We start from the raw sequence: 19,945 nt of genomic DNA on the forward strand, positions 1-19,945 counted from the left end.
CACAAATGTTCTTCTGAAAAAAAGGGAAATTTGGTCATTGGAATTTTAGTCTTTTGTCTTGGTATTATTCTCTTGGTGATTTTATTCTGTTCTTAAAATGTCGACCGGATTGGCAGTAGCCGCTTTAATGGTTTGAAAACTTACAGTTGCAAGGGCAATTAGCACCACCACCATCCCTGCGGAAACATACACCCACCATTCAATTGTGGTTTGGTAGGCAAAATCCTGAAGCCAAATATCCATTGCCCACCATCCCAGGGGAATGGCTATGAGACTTGCAATAAATACAAGCAATAGAAAATCCCGCCCAACAAGTGCTGTGATATTTCTGATATTTGCTCCCAATACTTTCCGTATCCCAATTTCTTTGTTCCGGTGTTTGATCATAAAAGCTGTTAAGGCAAATAATCCCATGACCGAGATGAGGATTGCTATACTTCCAAAGAAGGTAAGGATCTTCTGAAGTCGAAAATAAGAGCTGAACAACTGCTGAAAATTGGCATCAAGGAAGGAATAGCGAATCGGGAAATTGGGTTCTATAGACTTCCATTGCTGCTCAATGGCCGCAACTGAAGCCTGTATTTGATCTGATTTCAGTTTCACAAGGAATGCCCCGTTAGACTGGTACATGCAGGCTTTATTCTCTATAGTGTAGACAGCCGGCTTAATGGCAGATTCAAATCCGTGGACGTTGATATCTTTTACCACACCCACAATTTTTACCGTGCCTTCATCACATCCGCCGAAGGAAATTATTTCTCCAATAGGATCCTCAACCAGTAGTTTCCTTGCTGCAGTTTCATTGATGATAGCGCTGCGGGTATTCTGGTCGGCATAGCTTTCATTAAAATATCTTCCCGTTATTAACGGAACCTCCAAAGTCTTAAAATAATCGGTGCTCACCTTTACCGATCCCATACGCAGTTGTTCTCCTTTGTAATCAAAGTTATAGGTGGAGGAATCGGCAATCTTGTCGCCGGGAACCGTAGTAGTTTTAGCTACGCTGCTTACCCCGGGAATCGAGAGCAGCGTGTTCCGGGTTTGCTCAAATCCCTGTTCCCGTGTGGCTTGGGTGGTTTCGATGCGCAGCACCTGTCCATCTGTAAAACCCTTGTCTGAATTTTGTAAATAATCGAGCTGCCTGTTCACTCCCAGGATTGTCACGATGAAAAATGCCGTTACCATAAACTGAAAAACTACCAGCACGTTCCTAAATCCTAAACTCTTCTTTCCGCTGGAAAAATTGCCTTTCAAAACCCTGATCGTATTGAATCGGGACAGATAGAAGGAAGGATAAAGTCCGGAAAGCAATATGATGACCAGCAGGCAAATCCCGAGTTGTCCTAAAAGTTTCCATGTACTTTGTTCCCAAAAATTGAGCTGTAGGTTCAGGGAAGTATTGATTACTGGAAGACTTACAACGACTATTAAAAGAGCAATTATCAAACTGATACTGCATTGCAGCGCTGTTTCGCTCATAAACTGAAAGATGAGTTTCCGGCGCCCGGAACCCAGCACCTTACGAATTCCCACTTCTTTTGCCCTACCTATAGATTTTGCTACGGTAAGATTGCTGAAGTTAATCGCTCCTGTGAGCAACAGTAACGTAGCAAGAATAAACAGGATAGAAATAGTTTTGATGTTACTGTTTCCATATTTTGAGAAATTTTGAATATTGGAAACGGCATCTGTAAACAATAATGTCCGGTTCCCTGTAGCAGATGCTTCTTTTAGTTCTTCATCATTTTGGATCCTTTCTTCAAAATATATCCTGTTAAGGTCTTTTTCAAGATCAGCTTCAGCAATGGGCTCTTTTAGTTTAATATAGGTTTCATAAGAGAAATTATTCCAGAAAAAGTTCTGTTTCTCATAAGGATCCCGCATTAGTAACTGAATTTTGCGGTGAGAAGGCGTCTCTGGCAACTGCATCACCCCTGTTATCACTCCTTCCATTGCATTGAATACTTTAACAGTCTCTCCCATAGGATTGTTGTCCCCAAAGAGCATTTTTGCGAGTTCCTCACTTATGATCATCGCATTTGGTGCATTGAGTGCCGTTGCTCTGTCTCCCTGACTTAGCTTATAAGGAAATACTTGGAAGAAGAGGGAATCGACAGATGTAAATCCGTTTTGGTAGATGCTTTTGTCCTGTGCACTTATTAAAACTTCATATTCTCCCGTACCTTGGAGGTAAGTAGCTGCCTCTAAATTGGGATATTTTTCCGCTAAAAAAGAAGCCAAAGGTGCCGGGGTAGCCTCCATAATATCGTCCTGCACTCGCATGGATACTTTATGCACCTTTTGCAATTCAGGATCCCACTGGTCATAGCTCAGTTCATAATTGAGCGCCAGCAAAACGATGATGAAACTGGCCATTCCCGCAGCCAGTCCCAGGATGTTTATCGCATTATAAGTCTTGCCCCTTCCAAGGTTTCTCCACGCGATTTTAAAGTAGTTTGTTATCATTGTTCTTTTTTTAACTCTATATAGGGTTCAAATAAACCTGTGTGGTTAGAGATTTTATTCGGTCCTTAAACTATCGACCGGGTTGGCAGTAGCCGCTTTTATACTCTTATAGGCAATAGTTAAAAATGCAATTACAAAAGTGATCAGTGCGGCCATTACAAATACCTGCCATCCGACTTCTATGCGATAGGCGAATTCCTGCAACCATTTATTCATTAGGTAAAAACAAATTGGAAAAGCAATTAAAAAGGAAATAAGAACCAGTTTCAAAAAGTCTTTTGAAAGCAAGGCTACAATTTGTGGTATTGATGAGCCAAGGACTTTTCTTATTCCTATCTCCTTAAATCGTTGTTCTGCAGTGTAGGTAACCAATCCGAAAAGGCCAAGGCAGGCTACAAAAATGGTTAGGAAGGCGAAAATGCTTAGAATGCTGCCCATCTTTTGTTCCGTACGATAGGTTTGATTGTAGGAATCGTCGAGGATACTATAACTGAAAGGTTCGTTAACATTAAAGCTGATCCAGGTGGCATTTAAGTCTTTAATTAAATCCGACATATTTGCTGTTTTCGCCCTTACGATTATTCCGCCGTAAGGATTGTTCAGCATAATCAGGGGATCGATGTTCTGGTGTAATGATTTGAAATGGAAATCCTTCACCACCCCTATTACGGTTAATTTTTGGCCCCCGTCGTGGGTATCACGTATAAAAGATTTTCCCAGTGGATCTTCCTTGAAGTCAAGAATTTCAGCAGCACGTTCATTAATGATCACATTAGTGGAATCAGATCCATACTCTTTGGAAAAATTACGTCCTGCAACCAGGTCCATTCCCATTGTTGGGAGGTACTGCTCATCAACGTTATAAACAAACATTCTTCTCTTGAATTCCTGCTGAAGAAACACTCCCGACATACTGTTGTCTGAAGGTCCTGCCGGCACAAACGCCGATTGCGTCACGTGTTCTACCCTGGGGTCACGGATGATCTTATTCTTAAAAGCATTCTGTTTATTTCCCAACAAATAAGTCTCCCGCAGCACCAGCATCTGGTCTTTTTCGTATCCAAGATTCTTGTTTTGAATATATTCCATTTGCTGATTTACGATAAGGGTAGCCAGTATTAGTCCTGCTGAAATAACAAACTGGAAAACCACCAGTCCACTACGTATATTTTTGCTCTCACCTGAAGAAGAGAATTTATTTTTAAGAGCTGCAATGGGTTTAAAGGAAGAGAGAAAGAAAGCGGGATACCCCCCTGCAAGAAATCCAATGATAATTATTAAGCAAACTAACATCAACAATATGTTTGGTTGAAGCAGGTAATTTAACGGAAGCTCTTTTTCGGCCAAATCATTAAACACAGGCAATGCAAGGGAGAAAAGAACTATGGCAATCAGCATTGCAAGAGTAGTTGCTATAAATGATTCTGCCAGGAACTGATAGATAAGCTGATTTTTACTGGATCCCAACACTTTGCGAATGCCTACTTCTTTGGCTCTTTTTGAAGCTGCAGCAGTAGCAAGATTGGTAAAGTTGATACAGGCAATCAACAACATGAATAAGGCTACAGCACTGAAGATATAGATGTACTTTATATCGCCTCCCTGTTCCAGTTGCGTGGAAGCTATAAAATCAGACTTCAGGTGAATATCTGTTAGTGGCTGTAAGAATAGCCCGATTTCATTATTTTTTTTAAATTCAGAAAAAGTCATTCCCATTTCTCCTTTCATCTGTGGACCCATATATTTTTCCACGATAGAAGGTAATTTAGCCTCGATATTTTCAGAAGAAGTGCCTTCCTTCAGCAATAAATAAGTATAGAATTCAGAATTCATCCAGGAAGAGTTCTGTGCAGGTAGATAACCTTCCGTAGAAGCAAAAATATCAAAGTGGAAATGTGAGTTTTTAGGCACCTCCTCAATTACAGCGGTGACTTTAAACTGCTGGTTCTCATCTTCAAGGATCAGTATTTTTCCTATAGGATCTTCATCTCCAAAATATTTTTTTGCCTCCTGTTCTGTGATCACAATACTGTTAGGCTCTTTTAAAGGATCATTTATATTACCTTTTACAACAGGTAAGGTGAAAATTTCAAAGAAATTTGGATCTACATAAGCAAACCTACTGTCTCTATAAGAAGTATTTTTAAAAGAAAATTCTGGGTTGTAATGATTGGTTAACCGTGTAGCATCCACCACTTCCGGAAATTCACTTTTCAAGGCTTCGGCAACAGGGGCCATTACTACTGCCTCTTTCATCTCTTCCCCGTTAACTTTGGCTTTGAACACCACCCGAACAATCTCATCGGCATTTTCATTGAACCTGTCATAGCTAAGTTCATCCACCACGAACAGCGTAATCAAAAGACAGGAAGCGATACCTATTGCCAGCCCTGCAATATTGAGAGAAAAGATTCCCGTGTTTTTAAGAATGCTCCTCCACGCGATTTTGAAATAGTTCTTTATCATTGCTTTCTGTTTTTATCTCTTTTTAGTCAGCCTCGAATACACGAATGTTTTTTGGCTGTACTTTTTACCTTTTTATACTCCTCATCATAGCTCATAACTAAGTGATTTTTTTCTATTCTCTTCCTCAATCCTGGCTCCTGATGCTTGCCTCTTGCTTTATTCTGTCTTTAAACTTTTTACCGGATTTTGTAATGCTGCTTTGATCGTCTTAAAACTGATCGTAAGTACTGCAATAACAGCTGAAAGCACTCCGGCGGCGATAAAAATCCAGATGTTAAGTTCAATTTTATAGGGGTACTCCTGAAGCCATTTAGACATAAGCCACCAGGCAACGGGCGCAGCAATAAGAAAGCTGATGCCAACCAGTTTTAAAAAGTCCTTTGTCAACATTAAAGTAATGGTGGAGACACTGGCACCTACTACTTTTCTTATTCCTATTTCTTTACGGCGCTGAGCAACAATGAGGAGTGAAATGGCAAACAGACCAATGCAACTTAAAACAATAGCGATGATGGCACCACTGCTGATTATTGTGGTCATAGTACGTTCCCTTTTTAAAGTTCGATCAATATTTTCATCCAGAAAGGAACCTGTAAATTCGGCGTTGGGTTCAATTTTATTCCAGGCGGCTCGTATCTTTTCAAAGGAAGTTGTGGCATTCTTCGGAGAAACTTTTACGTAAGCATAGCGAGTACTCCGCTCAGGGTTTAGAAATAGCGTAATAGGTTCTATGGTGTTATCTAGATCCTGAAAATTATAATCCTTCACAACTCCAATGACAGAAAAGGATAGGGAATCATCCAGATAAATACGTGCATTCAGCGGATTTTCTTCCTGAATTGTACGTGCCATAGCTTCATTGATCACTACCGAAAGGCTGTCTGTGGCATACTTTCTGTCAAAAGATCTTCCTTGAATAACTTCCAATCCAATAGTTTCTGAGTAATCATAATCCACAAAGAGCATATTTGTATAGACGTTTCGACCTTTGTATTCAAATCCCAATACACTGGTAGAACGGCTGCCATCTTTGCCCAGCCCCAGGATATTGTTTGCTGCCGTTATCTGCAGGATTCCGGGTTTATCCTCCAGTTCGTCCCGTAGTAGCTGCATAGTACGGGTATCGTTTTGTTTTCCGTTAAGTGCAAAGGCAACCACTTGTTCCTTGTTAAAACCTAAATCTTTGGTACGCATAAACTCTAATTGGTTATGCAAAACAAACGTGCCGCTTATAAGCAGGATGGCAATGCCAAACTGCAGTACCATCAGGAAATCCCGCACCCTGTTTTTTCCTGATAATTTCAATTTTCCTTTTAAGGCTTGAATGGTGCCGAGTTTACTGAGAAGCAGTGCAGGGTAGCCTCCGGCAATCAGGGTTATTAAAAGCAAAACGAATATAAATCCGGTTAAAATTTCTGGAGTGGCAATAGAGGAAAATGTCGCTTGGGTATTGAAGAGGGTTTTGAAAGGATCCATCAGCGCAAGAGCAATCAGCATTCCCAGTGCTACAGAAATGATGAAAACCAGGATGCTTTCGCCCCAAAACTGGAAAAAGAGCTGTGATTTTCCTGCACCCAGGGTTTTGCGCATCCCAATTTCCCGCAGGCGTTGTGTGCTTTTCGCAATGCTCATATTGATGAAATTCACACTAGCGATGAAAATGATGAGGAACGAAATCCCTAACACTAGAAATGGCATTGTCTTGTTGGCTGTGGCAATCCCGTTTTTAAACTCTGCTAAAGAGATATCTGCAACAGGGAAAAGCCGGATTTGTATATAATTTCCTTCTGCATTAGGTTGTGCACCGTCCCGCTTGGCGGCTGCCATATCATCTGCATAATGTGCAACTGTAAAGGCTTCAGTAGATTTTTCAAATTGTTGGGGAGTAACACCTTTTGCAAGCTGCATATAAACCTCATGGTTTTCCTTGTCCCAGTCTCCAATATTATCTGCGTATGAAAAGTCAGATTGATTGGTGAAATCCAAAGCCAAATCAAACTTAATGCTGCTTTGATCTGGCATATCCTCTATAATGGCCGAAACGGTAAACGGGCTTTCTTTTCCTTCTGTAATGACCCTTATTGATTCGCCCAAGACATCTGTATGTCCAAAAATTTTGTTGGCTGCAGCTTCTGAAATTGCAACAGAAGATTTTTTACCAATAGGATTGTTTTTCTCCCCTTTGATCGCTGGAAAACTGAAGATCGAAAAAAAATCAGGATCAACGTAGGCGGCTGTCATGGTTAATTGTTTGTCCCCGTTCAACACTAGAACGCCCCTGCCATTAAATCGGGTGATTTTCTCAACCCCCGGAACTTCCTCCTGAAGTGCCCCGGCAAAGGGAATTGATTTGGAAACATCCCCTTCAGGGCCATCTGGCAATTGATCGGTGGAATAAACCTGATAAATACTGTCTTTATTTTCATGAAATTCGTCGTATGATAGCTGGAACAGCGCATACGTGCTCAGTAAAATAGCAACACCAAATGCTATTGTTAATCCAAGAATGTTTAAGGAAGTGAAGGTTAGGTTCTTCCACAGGTTCCTGAAGGCAATTTTGAGATAGTTTTTATTCATTGCTGTTCTTATTTTGATTGATGATGATGTCTTACTCCGTTCTTAAACTTTTTACCGGATTAGCGATGGCTGCTCTGATGGCCTGAAAACTTACTGTAGCAAAAGTTATTAATAAGGCTAAGACTCCTGCGACAATGAATGTTTGCCAGTTCACCTGTATGCGGTATGCGAATTCCTCCAGCCATCTTTCGGATATCCAGTAAGCCAGGGGAAAAGCAATGAGTAATGCTATAAAAACAAGTTTTATAAAATCTGCTGAAAGCAGTCTGGTAATTCCCACAACACTGGCGCCCAGCACTTTTCGAATTCCTATTTCTTTGGTTCTTTGTTCGGCCGTAAATGCAGCAAGACCAAAGAGTCCCAGGCATGCTACAAAAATGGCCAGAATGGAAAATAACATGGCTATACGTGCTGTCTGCTGCTCAGAAGCATATAACTTCTCCAGGTTTTTGTCTAGAAAAGTGTATTCAAAGGCAGAATCCGGGACAGTTTCTTTAAAGACCTTTTCAAATTTTTCGAGAGTCGCAGGTATATCGGAGGAATTGAAGCGTAGCAGTAAAAATTTCTCATATTCCGAATTGTAATTATGGAAGGCGTAGGCACCTATAGGTTCATGCAATGAAGAAAAATTAAAATCTTCTACCACACCTCTTATATACGCATTGTTCCCCAGCTGCATATTAACTTTTTCACCAATGGCTTCTTCGGGGGTGAATCCTAAAAATTCTACAGCTTGCCTGTTCAGCACAACATCTGTTAAACTATCTCCTTCGGCTTTAACAGCAGGCAATGTTTGTCCTGCAAGCATTTGTAATTTCAGAACTTCAGTAGTAGATGCCTCTGCTTTATTTGTCTTGATGTTGGTACTCCCATTGGTTGCATTGTCCTTATACAAGGAACGACCGCTAACGTCTACTCCCGGGAAACCCTGTGCCATACTTACTTCGGAAACTTCGGGCAGGACTTTAAAATTATTCATTATAGTATTTTTATTCCCTCCTGAATGAGCAGCCATAGTGGATATTGCAATCACGTTTTCCGGGTTGTAACCAAGATTTTTGTTCCTGATGAATTCCATTTGATTATGAATTACCAGTACACTAATGATCAAAATAATGGAAACAGAAAATTGTGTCACGACTAGTCCTTGCCTGATGACGGAAGCAATACTTCCTTTACTGCTAGAGGAATACATTGCTTTCCTGGGGGTGAAACGGGATAAATACAATGCCGGATAGGAGCCTGCTACAAGCGTGGTAAGAATCCAAATTGCTATAAAGGCCATAAAAAATTGAAATGAAAAAATGATATTGAAGTTGAGGTTTTGCCCGGTGATATTATTAAATACCGGAATTACCAGGATAGAAAGGATAGTACCCAATAAAATCGCCACAAAAGTTATAAAACCAGTTTCTATGTAAAACCTTAAAATAAGTGCTTTTCTCGAAGCACCCAAAGTCTTGTTGATACCTACATCCTTTGTTCTCTTTTGAGAACGGGCTGTGGTAAGATTCATATAGTTAATACAGGCAGTTAACATTATTATAAGTGCCAGTAATGAAAGGTTTCGGATCTCAGTAATACTTCCATTTCTAGAACTATAAGAATCGGTAATTCCGGCGGAATAGAGATGAATTTTAGCAAGAGGCTGTAACGTAAAAGAATACCATTGATCTTCCGGAGCCATTTCTTTGTCTAATATGTGCTGAATTTTCTGCTCCGTATCTGAAGGAATAGTAGAGGGAGACAGGAGAAAATAAGTTTCAAAACTGGCATTGCCCCAGCTAGGGTTTTTTGAAAAATTGGTAGTACTGAAGGAGGCTATCACATTAGCATCAAACGTGCTGTTTTCGGGAAGATCTTCAAAGACACCGGTAACTTCCAGCGTTTTGTCATTATCCACTATAATGGTTTCTCCAACAGGATTTCTGTTGCCAAAGTACTTCGTAGCAGCACTTTTGGAGAGGAGGGTGGTATTAGGCCGGTCAATGGGAGAAACAGGATTTCCGTAAACGTAATCCACCTCAAAGATATTTAGGATCTCAGGATCACTCCAATATAGACCTGTTTCCACAAAATCCTGCTCATTGGCCTGAATAAAAGCTGATCCGCCAAAGTCATGCTTTAATAATCGGGCAGTTTTTTCTACTTCAGGAATGGATTGTTTAACTGCCGGAGCAAGTGCAGCAGGTACGCTAGCCCAGGTTTCTTCTCCGTGGTTGCCCTCCCTGTGTAGAAGAACGCGGTAAATATTCTCTTTTTTGGCATACATCTGGTCAAAACTCTTTTCCCGTACAATGAACATAAAGAGCAAAATGCTAATGGCAAGTCCCATTGACAAACCAAGAATATTTATTACCGAGAAAGTGCCATCCGATTTTAAATTCCTCCACGCGACTTTAAGATAGTTTTTCAACATAATTTTCTTCTTTAGTTCCCCTTCTGGGTTAGGGGCTTTTATTCCGTTCTTAAACTTTTTACAGGGTTTGCTATTGCGGCTTTGATAGCTTGGAAGCTTACGGTTAACATAGCTATTAATATCACCAAAAAACCTACTGCCAGAAAAACCCACCATTCTACCCCAATGCTGTAAGAATAGCTCTGCAACCATTTTTCCATGGCATACCAAGCAATAGGTGAAGCTATACAGAAAGCAACCAAAACGAGCTTGAGGAAATTCCGGGATAAAAGGGTCACTATCCCCAAGGTACCTGCTCCCATTACCTTACGGATACCAATTTCTTTGATACGGTTTCTAGCGATATACGTAGCTAGTCCAAACAAGCCTAGGCAAGAAATAAAGACGGTTAATGCGGCAAATAAAGCTGCCAATGAAGCGGTTTGTTGAACAGATTCGAACTTTTTGGCATAAGCCTCATCTACAAAATGATACTCAAAAGGAAATTCCGGATTATACTTTTTAAAAATTCCTTTTGCAAGTGCTAAATCTTCAGCTATAGTATTCCCCGGGTTCAATTTAATATGAAGCACTCCAAACCAGCTTGATGGTCCATTTATCATCATGGGTTCAATGGGGTCGTAAGGAGATTCTATAATAAAATCTTTGATAACCCCTACTACAGTTTTATTTTGATCTCCCTGCGTGATTACTGTACCTATAGGATCTTCCAAGCGCATCCTATCCACAGCAGTTTCGTTCAGCAAAACAGCCGTACTATCTGATGGAAAATCATGTATATTAATATCGCGTCCTTCCACTAATTCCACACCCATCACATTTGCAAAATCTGCATCGGCACTCATTATGATAAAATCCAGCATTTTATCTTCTTCGGTGCTTCCCTTCCAAGTAAACCCCCAGCTATCACTATACCTTTGGGTTACAGGGCTAAGTGTTTTGGTCACCGCAGTAGCGGCTCCACTTGAAAGAAGCTCTTGTTTTATGAGCTCATAATTTTCACGTATATCACCCTCTAAAAAAGTATAAATTAAATTGTTCTTATTATAGCCCATATCCCTTTGCTGCGCATAATTGATCTGGCGATTGATGATAATGGTGCATATGATGAGTATTATGGCAAATGAGAACTGTAAAACAACAAGTACCTTTCTGGGTGTTAATATCGATGTGGAGGAATTCATAGTTCCTTTTAAAACCTTTATAGGTTTAAATGATGATAAAAAAAATGCAGGATAACTTCCAGCAAGAATCCCGGTGAACAGCATAAAACCTAAAAAAGTCAACCAAAATTGAATACTTGAATAATCTATATATAATTCTTTGTTGACCAACGTGTTAAAGGGGTGTAGGCTTAGTTGCACGAGAATCAATCCTAAAACACCAGCTACAAAAGCAATCATTGTACTCTCACCCAGAAACTGAAAAATTAGATTCCTTTTAGGGGCTCCTGCCACTTTTCGTATTCCTACCTCCCTGGCACGCTTTTCACTTTGTGCGGTACTTAAATTCATAAAATTGATGCAAGCAATGAGTAGTATAAGAATGCCCACCACAGTAAATAATCGTACGGTCACAATTCTTCCATCCACTAACTGGCCATTTTCGCTTTTGGAATACAAATGAAGCTTATATAAAGGCCAGCTGAAAACCTCGGTAGAAGAAGGGTTGCCTGAATCTTTTGTATGATCTATGTTGATATTTTGCACACGTTTATCAAAAGAAGCTTGGGAAGCAACGTTATTTAACTGTACATATGTTTCTACTGAATTGTTGCCCCAGTAACTATCGTCCCATCCACGTGTTTTCATGTAGCTCCATGGTAGAAGATAATCAAAATCGAATTGGGTATTATTTGGTAAATCGGTTAAAACACCAGTTACTTTAAAAACATCTGACTGATCTACGGTTATATTTTTTCCTATAGCTTCTTCGGCACCAAATAATTTTAGGGCCAAGTTTTCTGTTATAACTATACCGGAAGGTTCATTTAGAACAGTTGAAATATTTCCTTTCAGGAGCGGAAAAGAAAACATTTTTAAAAATCCCGTATCTGTAATATATCCTTCAGCCTTAAACTTTTTGTTGCCCACGCCCAGCCAAAATTCTTCACTTGAAATTCGGGCTACATTCTCCACTTCAGGATAATCCTGATTTAAAGTTTTGCCCAGAATTTTAGGAGTAGTTCCCCAAGCCCATGGTTCTCCATTAAAATTGTCCCGGTTATACATTCGATAAATACTATCTCCATTTTCGTGAAACCTATCGTAACTAATCTCGTTCTGTACCCAAAGCAAAACGAGTAAAGCACTTGCCATACCTACAGCTAACCCACCTATGTTAATAGCCGAAAACCCCTTTCTTTTCCAGATATTCCGCCATGCTATTTTAAAGTAATTCTTGATCATACTATATTTCTTTTAATATCTCACAGGTTTCCATAACCTGAGAGGTCTGGAGGATGGATTATTCCGTTCTTAAACTTTTTACAGGATTGGCAATGGCGGCTTTGATGGCCTGGAAGCTGACGGTTAATAGGGCGATAAATATGGCCGCCAGACCCGCAAAAGCAAATACCCACCAATTTATGGAAATGCGGTAGGCAAAACTTTGCAGCCAGTTGTCCATGAACCACCACGCCAATGGAACGGCCAGTATGATGGCAATCAAAACAAGTCGAATGAAATCCTTAGATAAGAGACTGATAATTCCGGGAACACTTGAGCCCAAAACCTTGCGAACTCCTATTTCTTTCCGACGCTGTTCTGCGGTATAAGCAGAAAGCCCAAAAAGTCCCAGGCATGAAATCAAAATTGCCAGAAATGCAAAGATCTGTGATAGGTTCCCCATTAACTGTTCACTTTTAAACCGGGCATTAAAATCATCGTCTAAAAAACTGTATTCAAACGGAAACCCGGGATTGTAGATAGTTAAAGTGGCTTTTAGTTTATCAAGAATCTCGGTAGTAGCATATTCAGGATTTGTTTTTATATACATATACTGTGCTTCCGAGGGTGAATTAAAAAACATAACTGGGTCGCTATTGGCATACATGTCACCATATAAATAATCATTGACTACACCAATTACAGTGTAAATATCGCCCCATCTATCAATTCTTTTCCCTATCGCACTACCTTCTCCCATAAGCTTTGCAAATGATTCTGTAATTATAGTATTGAGACTATCATTTTCTACAGCCGTATTAAATCCACTACCTTCTTTAAAAGTGATACCTGTAGTTTTCATAAAATGAGAATTCACGTATCTGTAAGAGACCAAGATTTCTTCGGTATTTGTGCCACCTTTCCACTTTAAACCAGATCCATTATTACCTCCAGATAAGGCGTGGGAATTTGTTAGCCCTACACTTTTAACCATTCCAGAAGCCGTGAGAGTTTGTTGTAACGGATCAAAATTTTTAATAATCTCACCATTAACGGGAAGTTCGATCAGATTTTCTTTGTCCATCCCCAAATCCCGATTTTTCACGTGTTGTACCTGCTGGTAAACGATAATTGTACAAATTATAAAGACTATGGACACTACAAATTGGGTGACCACAAGCCCTTTTCTTATAAAACCGGAGCTTCCCGCTTGCCTGCGACTGCCTTTTAGAACATCAACAGGTTTAAAAGAAGAGAGGTAAAATGCCGGATAAAGACCTGCAAAAATTCCGCATATAATAGTAATACCTAATAGGGAAAGAAAGTGTACAGGTTCATCGATCCCCAGCGTTAGCTGTTTGTCTATAAGATTATTAAATAATGGCAGTATCAGTTTTAAAAGAGCAACACTCAGTACAGCAGCAAGAATAGAGGTAAGGAAGGCTTCTGCTAAAAATTGATAGATCAACTGCCTTTTACCAGATCCCAGTGTTTTTCGCACACCCACCTCATTAGCCCTCTTTTCACTTCTTGCAGTCGCCAGGTTCATAAAATTGATACACGCTATAATCAGGATAATTATGGCAATAAGGCTGAATAGCTGAACATACTCTATACGTCCCCCAACTATTTTCCCATCTTTAAAATCAGATCGCAGATGCCAGTCATTTGCGGCATGCAGAATGGCATGTGTGTCGTAATCTTCCGTTTTTGTAGGAAGAATCTGCTTTACTTTTTCATTAACCGTTTCAAAATCTGCACCGGGGGTTAATTTGACAAAGGTATCTGCAAAATTGTTTTCATAGCCTTGCGTCCATTCTTTTCCTGCTGTAAAACGTTCAAATGGAGCTAGCCATTTAAATTGAAAAGTGGAATTTTCGGGCAAATCTTTTACAACACCAGTCACTAAATAATTTTCTGTTTTATTTATCTGGACTATTTGTCCCAAAGCTTGTTGGTGTTTGCCAAATAGCAAAGCTGCCGTCTTTTGGGATAGTACCATCCCATTTTTATTCTTAAAAGCCTTTTTTGCAGAACCCTCCAGGAAATGCAGTCCATAGATATCAAAAATATCAGCATCGGCAAACGCACCGAGTTGGTTTAGTCCCTGGTCACCGGAAGCAAACATAAAGTTGGTAGTAAACAACCGGGCTGCTTTTGAAATTTCGGGGATTTCTTCTTTTAGTGCAGCAGCTAAAGGTCCCGGGGTGGAATAAAATGTACGCCACTCCCCATCATATTTTTGATTGGTAGGCACATAATGCACCAGGTTCTTATCCACAATGTCCTTATCAAAATTAACCTCATCTTCTACCCAAAGAAGAATAAGGCTAGCAGTTGTAATGCCAATGACAAGACCAAAGATATTGAGTGCACTATATCCTTTCTTTTTCCAGAGGTTCCTCCATGCCATTTTAAAGTAATTCCTGATCATAACTGCTTCGTTTTTTGATTGATGATGATGTGGTTTTTAAGCATTGACCAAGATATTCTCCGTGACCTTCTCCCCATCAAGCATCCTGATGATGCGGTGGCTGAATTTTGCGTCATGCTCGCTGTGGGTGACCATGATGATGGTGGTTCCGGCTTCGTTCAATTCGGTGAGCAGGTCCATCACCTCGTTTCCGTTGCTGCTATCAAGGTTACCGGTGGGTTCATCGGCAAGGATCAGTTTCGGGTTATTGACCACAGCCCGGGCAACGGCAACCCTTTGCTGCTGACCTCCCGAAAGCTGCTGCGGAAAATGTTTCCGGCGGTGCATGATCTGCATCTTTTCCAGAACCTCGTGCACCCTGGCTTTCCTGTCAGCAGGTCTTACGCCAGTATAAATCAACGGAAGTTCCACATTTTCAAAAACAGTCAGTTCGTCAATGAGGTTAAAACTCTGGAATACGAAACCAATATTGTGTTTCCTCAAATTGGCCCTTTTGCGCTCGTTAAAACCGGCAACTTCAATTCCGTTAAAGATAAAGCTGCCTCCATCCGGATCGTCCAGAAGCCCGAGGATATTGAGCAAAGTTGATTTTCCACATCCTGAAGGCCCCATTACAGCCACGAATTCCCCTTGTTTCACTTCAAAAGAAAGTTTGTTTAGGGCGATGGTCTGAACCTCTTCGGTTCGGTAGTATTTTTCAAGTTCGGTAATTTTTATCATTGGTTCATTTTTATACTTCTTTATATTTTTTAATTGGAGTTTCTTTTTTTTTTCCAGTCCTGCAAGGTTTGCAAAACCTTGTAGGTCTCTCTTCTGTGGAGGGAAACCTTCAAGGTCAAAAAAAGACCTGGCAGGAGGGGGTTTTTTAATCTCAATCTATTTTTAAATCCTGCTCCCCAATTTTCCGAAGAACAGGATTTGGCTAACTAATTAACTAATCCAAAACCAATTCCTGAATGTCCCCAAAGTTGTCATAGTTGGAGGTGATCACTTTATCCCCCGGCTGAAGTCCCTGTATGACTTCATAATATTCGGTATTCTGACTTCCCAGCTGAATGTCTACTTTAAACGCCCTGCTGCCATCTTCACTTACCTTAAATATCCAGTTGCCACCTGTTTGCTGAAAAAAGCCTCCCTTTGGAATCAGGATCGCCTGTTTTTCCTGGCTTAATGCAACCCTGATCTGCAACGTCTGACCTCTGCGGATTCCTTCGGGCACTTCCTCCACAAAATTCATATCTACCTGGAACCTTCCGTTGTTCACCTGGGTATATACTTTTTTGATTTCCACGGTGTATTCCTTATTGTTCATATTAAAGGTGCCCTGCTGCCCGGTGTAAATCCGGGAAATATAATGTTCATCTACATCCACCCTCACTTTGTATCCACTCACCACATCAATTTGCCCCAGGCGTTCCCCTTTGTTCTTTGACTGACCTATTTCAGCATCAAGGGAAGTTAGTTGTCCGTCCACCGGCGCACGAACAATCAGGTCTTCTACCTTTTTTCGCATCAGCTCGAGGGCTTTCTGTGTCCTGCTATAGGAATTTTTGGACTGGTTCACTTCCTGTTCAGTGGCAATGGAATCTTGTTTCAAGACTTCTTCTGCCAGTTCCATTCGTTGATTTTGGTAGTTATAGTTGTTTTCAGATTCAATTAATTCCTGTTTTCCAATGGCACCTTTTTCGTAGAGCCGCTGGTTCAGCTTATACACCCTTTCTGCTTCAATCAGATTGTTTTCCACATCTGTTTTCTGGTTTAACCTATTGATGGTATTCTGCCGGGCAGCAGTTTGGGAAATCTGCATTTGAGTAAGCAGGTTGTAGACTTGTGTCTCCTGATTCACCAGGCTTAACTCCAGGTCGGTATTGGAAAGCCTCAGAATAGGATCACCAGCTTCCATTATAGTACCGTCTTCCACAAATTTTTCTTCCACCCGTCCGCCTTCAAGGGCATCTAAATAGATCGTTGTAATAGGTAAAACAACTCCGTTGACAGGAATATTCTCCTGAAAAATTCCTTTATTTGCCGTGTTGATGGAGATTCTTTCTTTATCTACGTTTAGCTTCGAATTTCCTCCTGAAGAAATCAGGACGAAAGCTATTAATGCCAGAAGTAGTATTCCGCCAACCAGCATTGCGATTCGTGACGCAGTAAATGTTTTCTTTTTAATTGGGATGTCCATGTAATTCTGTTTCTTTCTATAATTTCCTAAGACACAATTGTGCCACAAACGTAAGTAACTAGCAAACAGTAATATGCGCTGCTTCTGAAATTTAAAAGTGTCCGATTTTGATACACCTGCTGTTCGATATTAATACATTTTTAACAACACTTAAATTTATCTTTTCGAATCGAATTACGGCAAAAATAAAATTGTAATATTGTGCGTATGGTTTTGAAAGATGCTAAAATATTGGTTATTGATGATGACGGAGATGTGCTCACGGCGCTTCGTTTAATGCTGAAACCATTAGTAAAAGAAGTCATTATTGAAAAGAACCCGAACCACATTTATTCCCTGGTAGAAAAAGGAAAGTTCGACATCGTCATTCTTGATATGAATTTCAACGGACTCGTAAATACGGGTAATGAGGGGATTTTTTGGCTGAACAAAATAAAGGAGATCGACCCTGCCGCTCTGGTGATCCTGATTACGGCTTACGGGGATATCGATCTTGCCATCAGATCTTTAAAAGAAGGTGCTTCAGATTTTCTGGTCAAACCCTGGAAAAATGAAAAATTGATCCAGGCAGTCAAAGAACTGCTAGAAAAGAAAAAGGTTCGGAAAAGCCCCCGACAAAACCTATCTGTTGAAGGAACTAAAATAGTGGGCGAGAGTGAGGTGATGAATGAAGTTTTTGTTAAACTGAAAAAAGTTGCCCCCACCGATGCCAATGTTCTCATCCTGGGCGAAAACGGTACAGGAAAAGATCTTATAGCCAAAGCAATTCACGATAATTCGCTGCGTAAAAACAAGCCTTTTGTGAAAGTAGATGTAGGCGCCCTTACTGCTACCTTGTTTGAAAGTGAACTATTCGGATATAAAAAAGGTGCTTTTACCGATGCACGGGAAGACAGAAAAGGAAGGTTTGAAGCAGCACAGGGGGGCACGTTGTTTCTGGATGAGATTGGAAATATCAGTTTAAGGCAGCAGGCGCGGTTATTAACGGTGCTTCAAAACAGGCATATCACTCCGTTAGGTTCGAATGAAGTTATTCCTGTTGACATCAGGCTGATTTGCGCTACTAATCTGGATCTTTCTGTTTTGGCCGATGAGGAAAAATTCAGGAAAGATTTAATCTACCGCATTAATACGGTAGATATAACTGTTCCTCCACTAAGAACCAGGGGAACCGATATTAGCCTTTTGGCAAAACATTTTGTAGAAGGATATACTGAAAAATATATTAAAGATCCCTTTAGCCTGGACAAAAGTTTTATTTCAAAGCTGAAGAACCATTCGTTTCCCGGAAACGTGAGGGAACTGCAATATGCTATTGAAAGGGCAGTTATTATGGCTGAAGGCAGCCTCCTGAAAGAAGAAGATCTGGTATTTTCAGCAATAGAGAAACATCAGGAGTCTTTCGGTTTTCAGGATATGAAACTCGACAATATTGAAAAAAATGCGATCCTCACAGTGATTGAAAGAAATCACGGGAATATCTCGAAATCTGCCAAAGAACTTGGAATTACCAGGGCAGCGCTCTACCGAAGACTGGATAAATATGATCTATAAAAATTACAGTCTGTTCCTGTTTTTCAGGATTTTGATCTTGTTCATCTTACTGGCAATGTTGGCCTTTGCTCTGAGTTATTCCAGGTTTTACGCAGCAGGTGGAGCTGCGGTTCTGTCGCTCTTTGCATTCTATAACCTGTACAAATTCACCACCCGAAGGTTTATCGAGATGGATGACTTTTTTGAGTCGGTGAAATATCGGGATTTCTCAAGATGGTTTCTTGAAGACAAAGGGCCCCGGGATATCCAGAAACTACACAGTGGGTTCAACGAAATTAATCGCACCATAAGGGAGATTAACAGCGAAAAAGACACCCAGTATGTTTACCTGCAAAAAATACTGGAGATGGTGGATATCGGGATCGTTGCCTATAATACCGAAACCGGTGATGTATTGTGGGTAAACGATTCTTTTAAAGACACCATAGATTTTCCGACATTTAAAAACATCCGGTTTGTTGCCAACAGAAAGCCGGAGCTCTACGAAGCTATTTTTGAAACTCCGCATTCCGAAGCACAATCTGTTATCTTGAATGTGAAGCAGGAAAAAATTAAAGTTCTCATCTCTGAAACAACTTTCAGGGTAAAATCAGCATCTTTCAAACTGGTGGTACTCCATAATATTGATGAAACCTTAAATAAAAATGAATCTGAAGCCTGGAAGAAATTGCTGAGTGTGATGACTCACGAAATAATGAATTCAATTGCACCAATTTCTTCACTGGCAGACACGCTTCAAACTCATATTCAGCAGTATCAAAATGATCCGGAGAAATATCCGTTAGAAGTCGAAGATCTGCATTCGGGCATATCCAGTATTAAAAAGCGGAGTGAAGGACTAATGAAGTTTGCAAAAACCTATCGCAGTCTCAATAAAGTGACACATTTGAACCTGCAAAAGGTGAGTTTGAATGAGCTTTTTGAAAGTATACAAAACCTGATGCAGCCCTCGTTAAGGGAGAAGGATTTAAAAGTTGATTTCGTCTTCGAAAGTGCAGATATGGAAATTGAAATGGATAGCTACCTAATTGAACAGGTATTGATCAATCTCCTTCTGAATGCTATGGATGCGGTAAAGACTGTTCCGGATGCTCAAATCTCCATTTCTGCCAAAAGAAACCTTCAGGGGGAAACAGTGCTTCGTGTTACAGACAACGGAACAGGAATTCCTGAAGAAATCTTAGATACTATTTTTGTCCCGTTTTTTACCACTAAAAAGAACGGCAGCGGAATCGGGCTGAGCCTGTGCAAACAGATTATGATGCTGCATAAAGGGAAAATAAATGTACATAGTGAAGAGGGGAAGGGAAGTGTTATTAGTCTGGTCTTCTAAAAATAGGGAGGTGAAATATTTGTTGAGATGAGATACAATCTGATAGATATATTTTCATCAATGTATGTGGTGGGGCATTTAATGCAAAAAAAGGTTAGTGAAGAAACCAATCCTGAAACAGGTG

General features: G+C 40.3%; 10 protein-coding genes. 2 read left to right on the forward strand and 8 right to left on the reverse strand.

Translation table 11 applies throughout. The features are described from left to right. Positions 1-81: 81 nt before the first annotated feature. The 8 genes from IE056_RS07245 to IE056_RS07280 all read right to left on the reverse strand — a co-directional run bounded on the left by IE056_RS07245 (position 82) and on the right by IE056_RS07280 (position 16,934). Positions 82-2,466, reverse strand: a complete 2,385-nt coding sequence (locus IE056_RS07245; RefSeq protein WP_189604030.1) for an ABC transporter permease — start codon at positions 2,464-2,466, stop codon at positions 82-84. A gap of 54 nt (positions 2,467-2,520) precedes the next feature. Next, positions 2,521-4,932, reverse strand: a complete 2,412-nt coding sequence (locus IE056_RS07250; RefSeq protein WP_189604031.1) for an ABC transporter permease — start codon at positions 4,930-4,932, stop codon at positions 2,521-2,523. Positions 4,933-5,088: 156 nt separating this feature from the next. Continuing rightward, complete coding sequence (locus IE056_RS07255; protein ID WP_189604032.1) at positions 5,089-7,509, reverse strand: ABC transporter permease; 2,421 nt, start codon at positions 7,507-7,509, stop codon at positions 5,089-5,091. A gap of 31 nt (positions 7,510-7,540) precedes the next feature. Continuing rightward, entirely contained in the window at positions 7,541-9,928 is a 2,388-nt protein-coding gene (locus IE056_RS07260) for an ABC transporter permease (RefSeq protein WP_189604033.1), read from the reverse strand. A gap of 38 nt (positions 9,929-9,966) precedes the next feature. Continuing rightward, positions 9,967-12,336, reverse strand: a complete 2,370-nt coding sequence (locus IE056_RS07265; protein ID WP_189604034.1) for an ABC transporter permease — start codon at positions 12,334-12,336, stop codon at positions 9,967-9,969. A 58-nt stretch (positions 12,337-12,394) separates the two neighbouring features. Then, complete coding sequence (locus tag IE056_RS07270; RefSeq protein ID WP_189604035.1) at positions 12,395-14,749, reverse strand: ABC transporter permease; 2,355 nt, start codon at positions 14,747-14,749, stop codon at positions 12,395-12,397. A gap of 36 nt (positions 14,750-14,785) precedes the next feature. Further along, positions 14,786-15,469: an ABC transporter ATP-binding protein gene (locus tag IE056_RS07275; protein WP_189604036.1), complete on the reverse strand. Its 684-nt coding sequence runs from the start codon at positions 15,467-15,469 to the stop codon at positions 14,786-14,788. A gap of 214 nt (positions 15,470-15,683) precedes the next feature. Continuing rightward, positions 15,684-16,934: an efflux RND transporter periplasmic adaptor subunit gene (locus IE056_RS07280; RefSeq protein ID WP_189604037.1), complete on the reverse strand. Its 1,251-nt coding sequence runs from the start codon at positions 16,932-16,934 to the stop codon at positions 15,684-15,686. A 207-nt stretch (positions 16,935-17,141) separates the two neighbouring features. Between IE056_RS07280 and IE056_RS07285 the strand changes: the two genes are divergently transcribed. Beyond that, complete coding sequence (locus IE056_RS07285) at positions 17,142-18,488, forward strand: sigma-54-dependent transcriptional regulator (RefSeq protein ID WP_189604038.1); 1,347 nt, start codon at positions 17,142-17,144, stop codon at positions 18,486-18,488. Continuing rightward, positions 18,436-19,821, forward strand: a complete 1,386-nt coding sequence (locus tag IE056_RS07290) for a sensor histidine kinase (protein ID WP_308427606.1) — start codon at positions 18,436-18,438, stop codon at positions 19,819-19,821. The genes IE056_RS07285 and IE056_RS07290 overlap by 53 nt, the downstream gene beginning before the upstream one ends. Positions 19,822-19,945: the final 124 nt, after the last annotated feature.

Origin of the sequence: Salinimicrobium marinum (assembly GCF_014651535.1) — a bacterium.
Taxonomy (GTDB): domain Bacteria; phylum Bacteroidota; class Bacteroidia; order Flavobacteriales; family Flavobacteriaceae; genus Salinimicrobium; species Salinimicrobium marinum.

Coding starts and splice junctions, on each gene's coding strand:
- IE056_RS07250 (WP_189604031.1), bottom strand. CDS start 4,932: ATGATAAAGAACTATTTCAAAATCGCGTGGAGGAGCATTCTTAAAAAC.
- IE056_RS07275 (WP_189604036.1), bottom strand. CDS start 15,469: ATGATAAAAATTACCGAACTTGAAAAATACTACCGAACCGAAGAGGTT.
- IE056_RS07255 (WP_189604032.1), bottom strand. CDS start 7,509: ATGAATAAAAACTATCTCAAAATTGCCTTCAGGAACCTGTGGAAGAAC.
- IE056_RS07245 (WP_189604030.1), bottom strand. CDS start 2,466: ATGATAACAAACTACTTTAAAATCGCGTGGAGAAACCTTGGAAGGGGC.
- IE056_RS07265 (WP_189604034.1), bottom strand. CDS start 12,336: ATGATCAAGAATTACTTTAAAATAGCATGGCGGAATATCTGGAAAAGA.
- IE056_RS07270 (WP_189604035.1), bottom strand. CDS start 14,749: ATGATCAGGAATTACTTTAAAATGGCATGGAGGAACCTCTGGAAAAAG.
- IE056_RS07285 (WP_189604038.1), top strand. CDS start 17,142: ATGGTTTTGAAAGATGCTAAAATATTGGTTATTGATGATGACGGAGAT.
- IE056_RS07280 (WP_189604037.1), bottom strand. CDS start 16,934: ATGGACATCCCAATTAAAAAGAAAACATTTACTGCGTCACGAATCGCA.
- IE056_RS07260 (WP_189604033.1), bottom strand. CDS start 9,928: ATGTTGAAAAACTATCTTAAAGTCGCGTGGAGGAATTTAAAATCGGAT.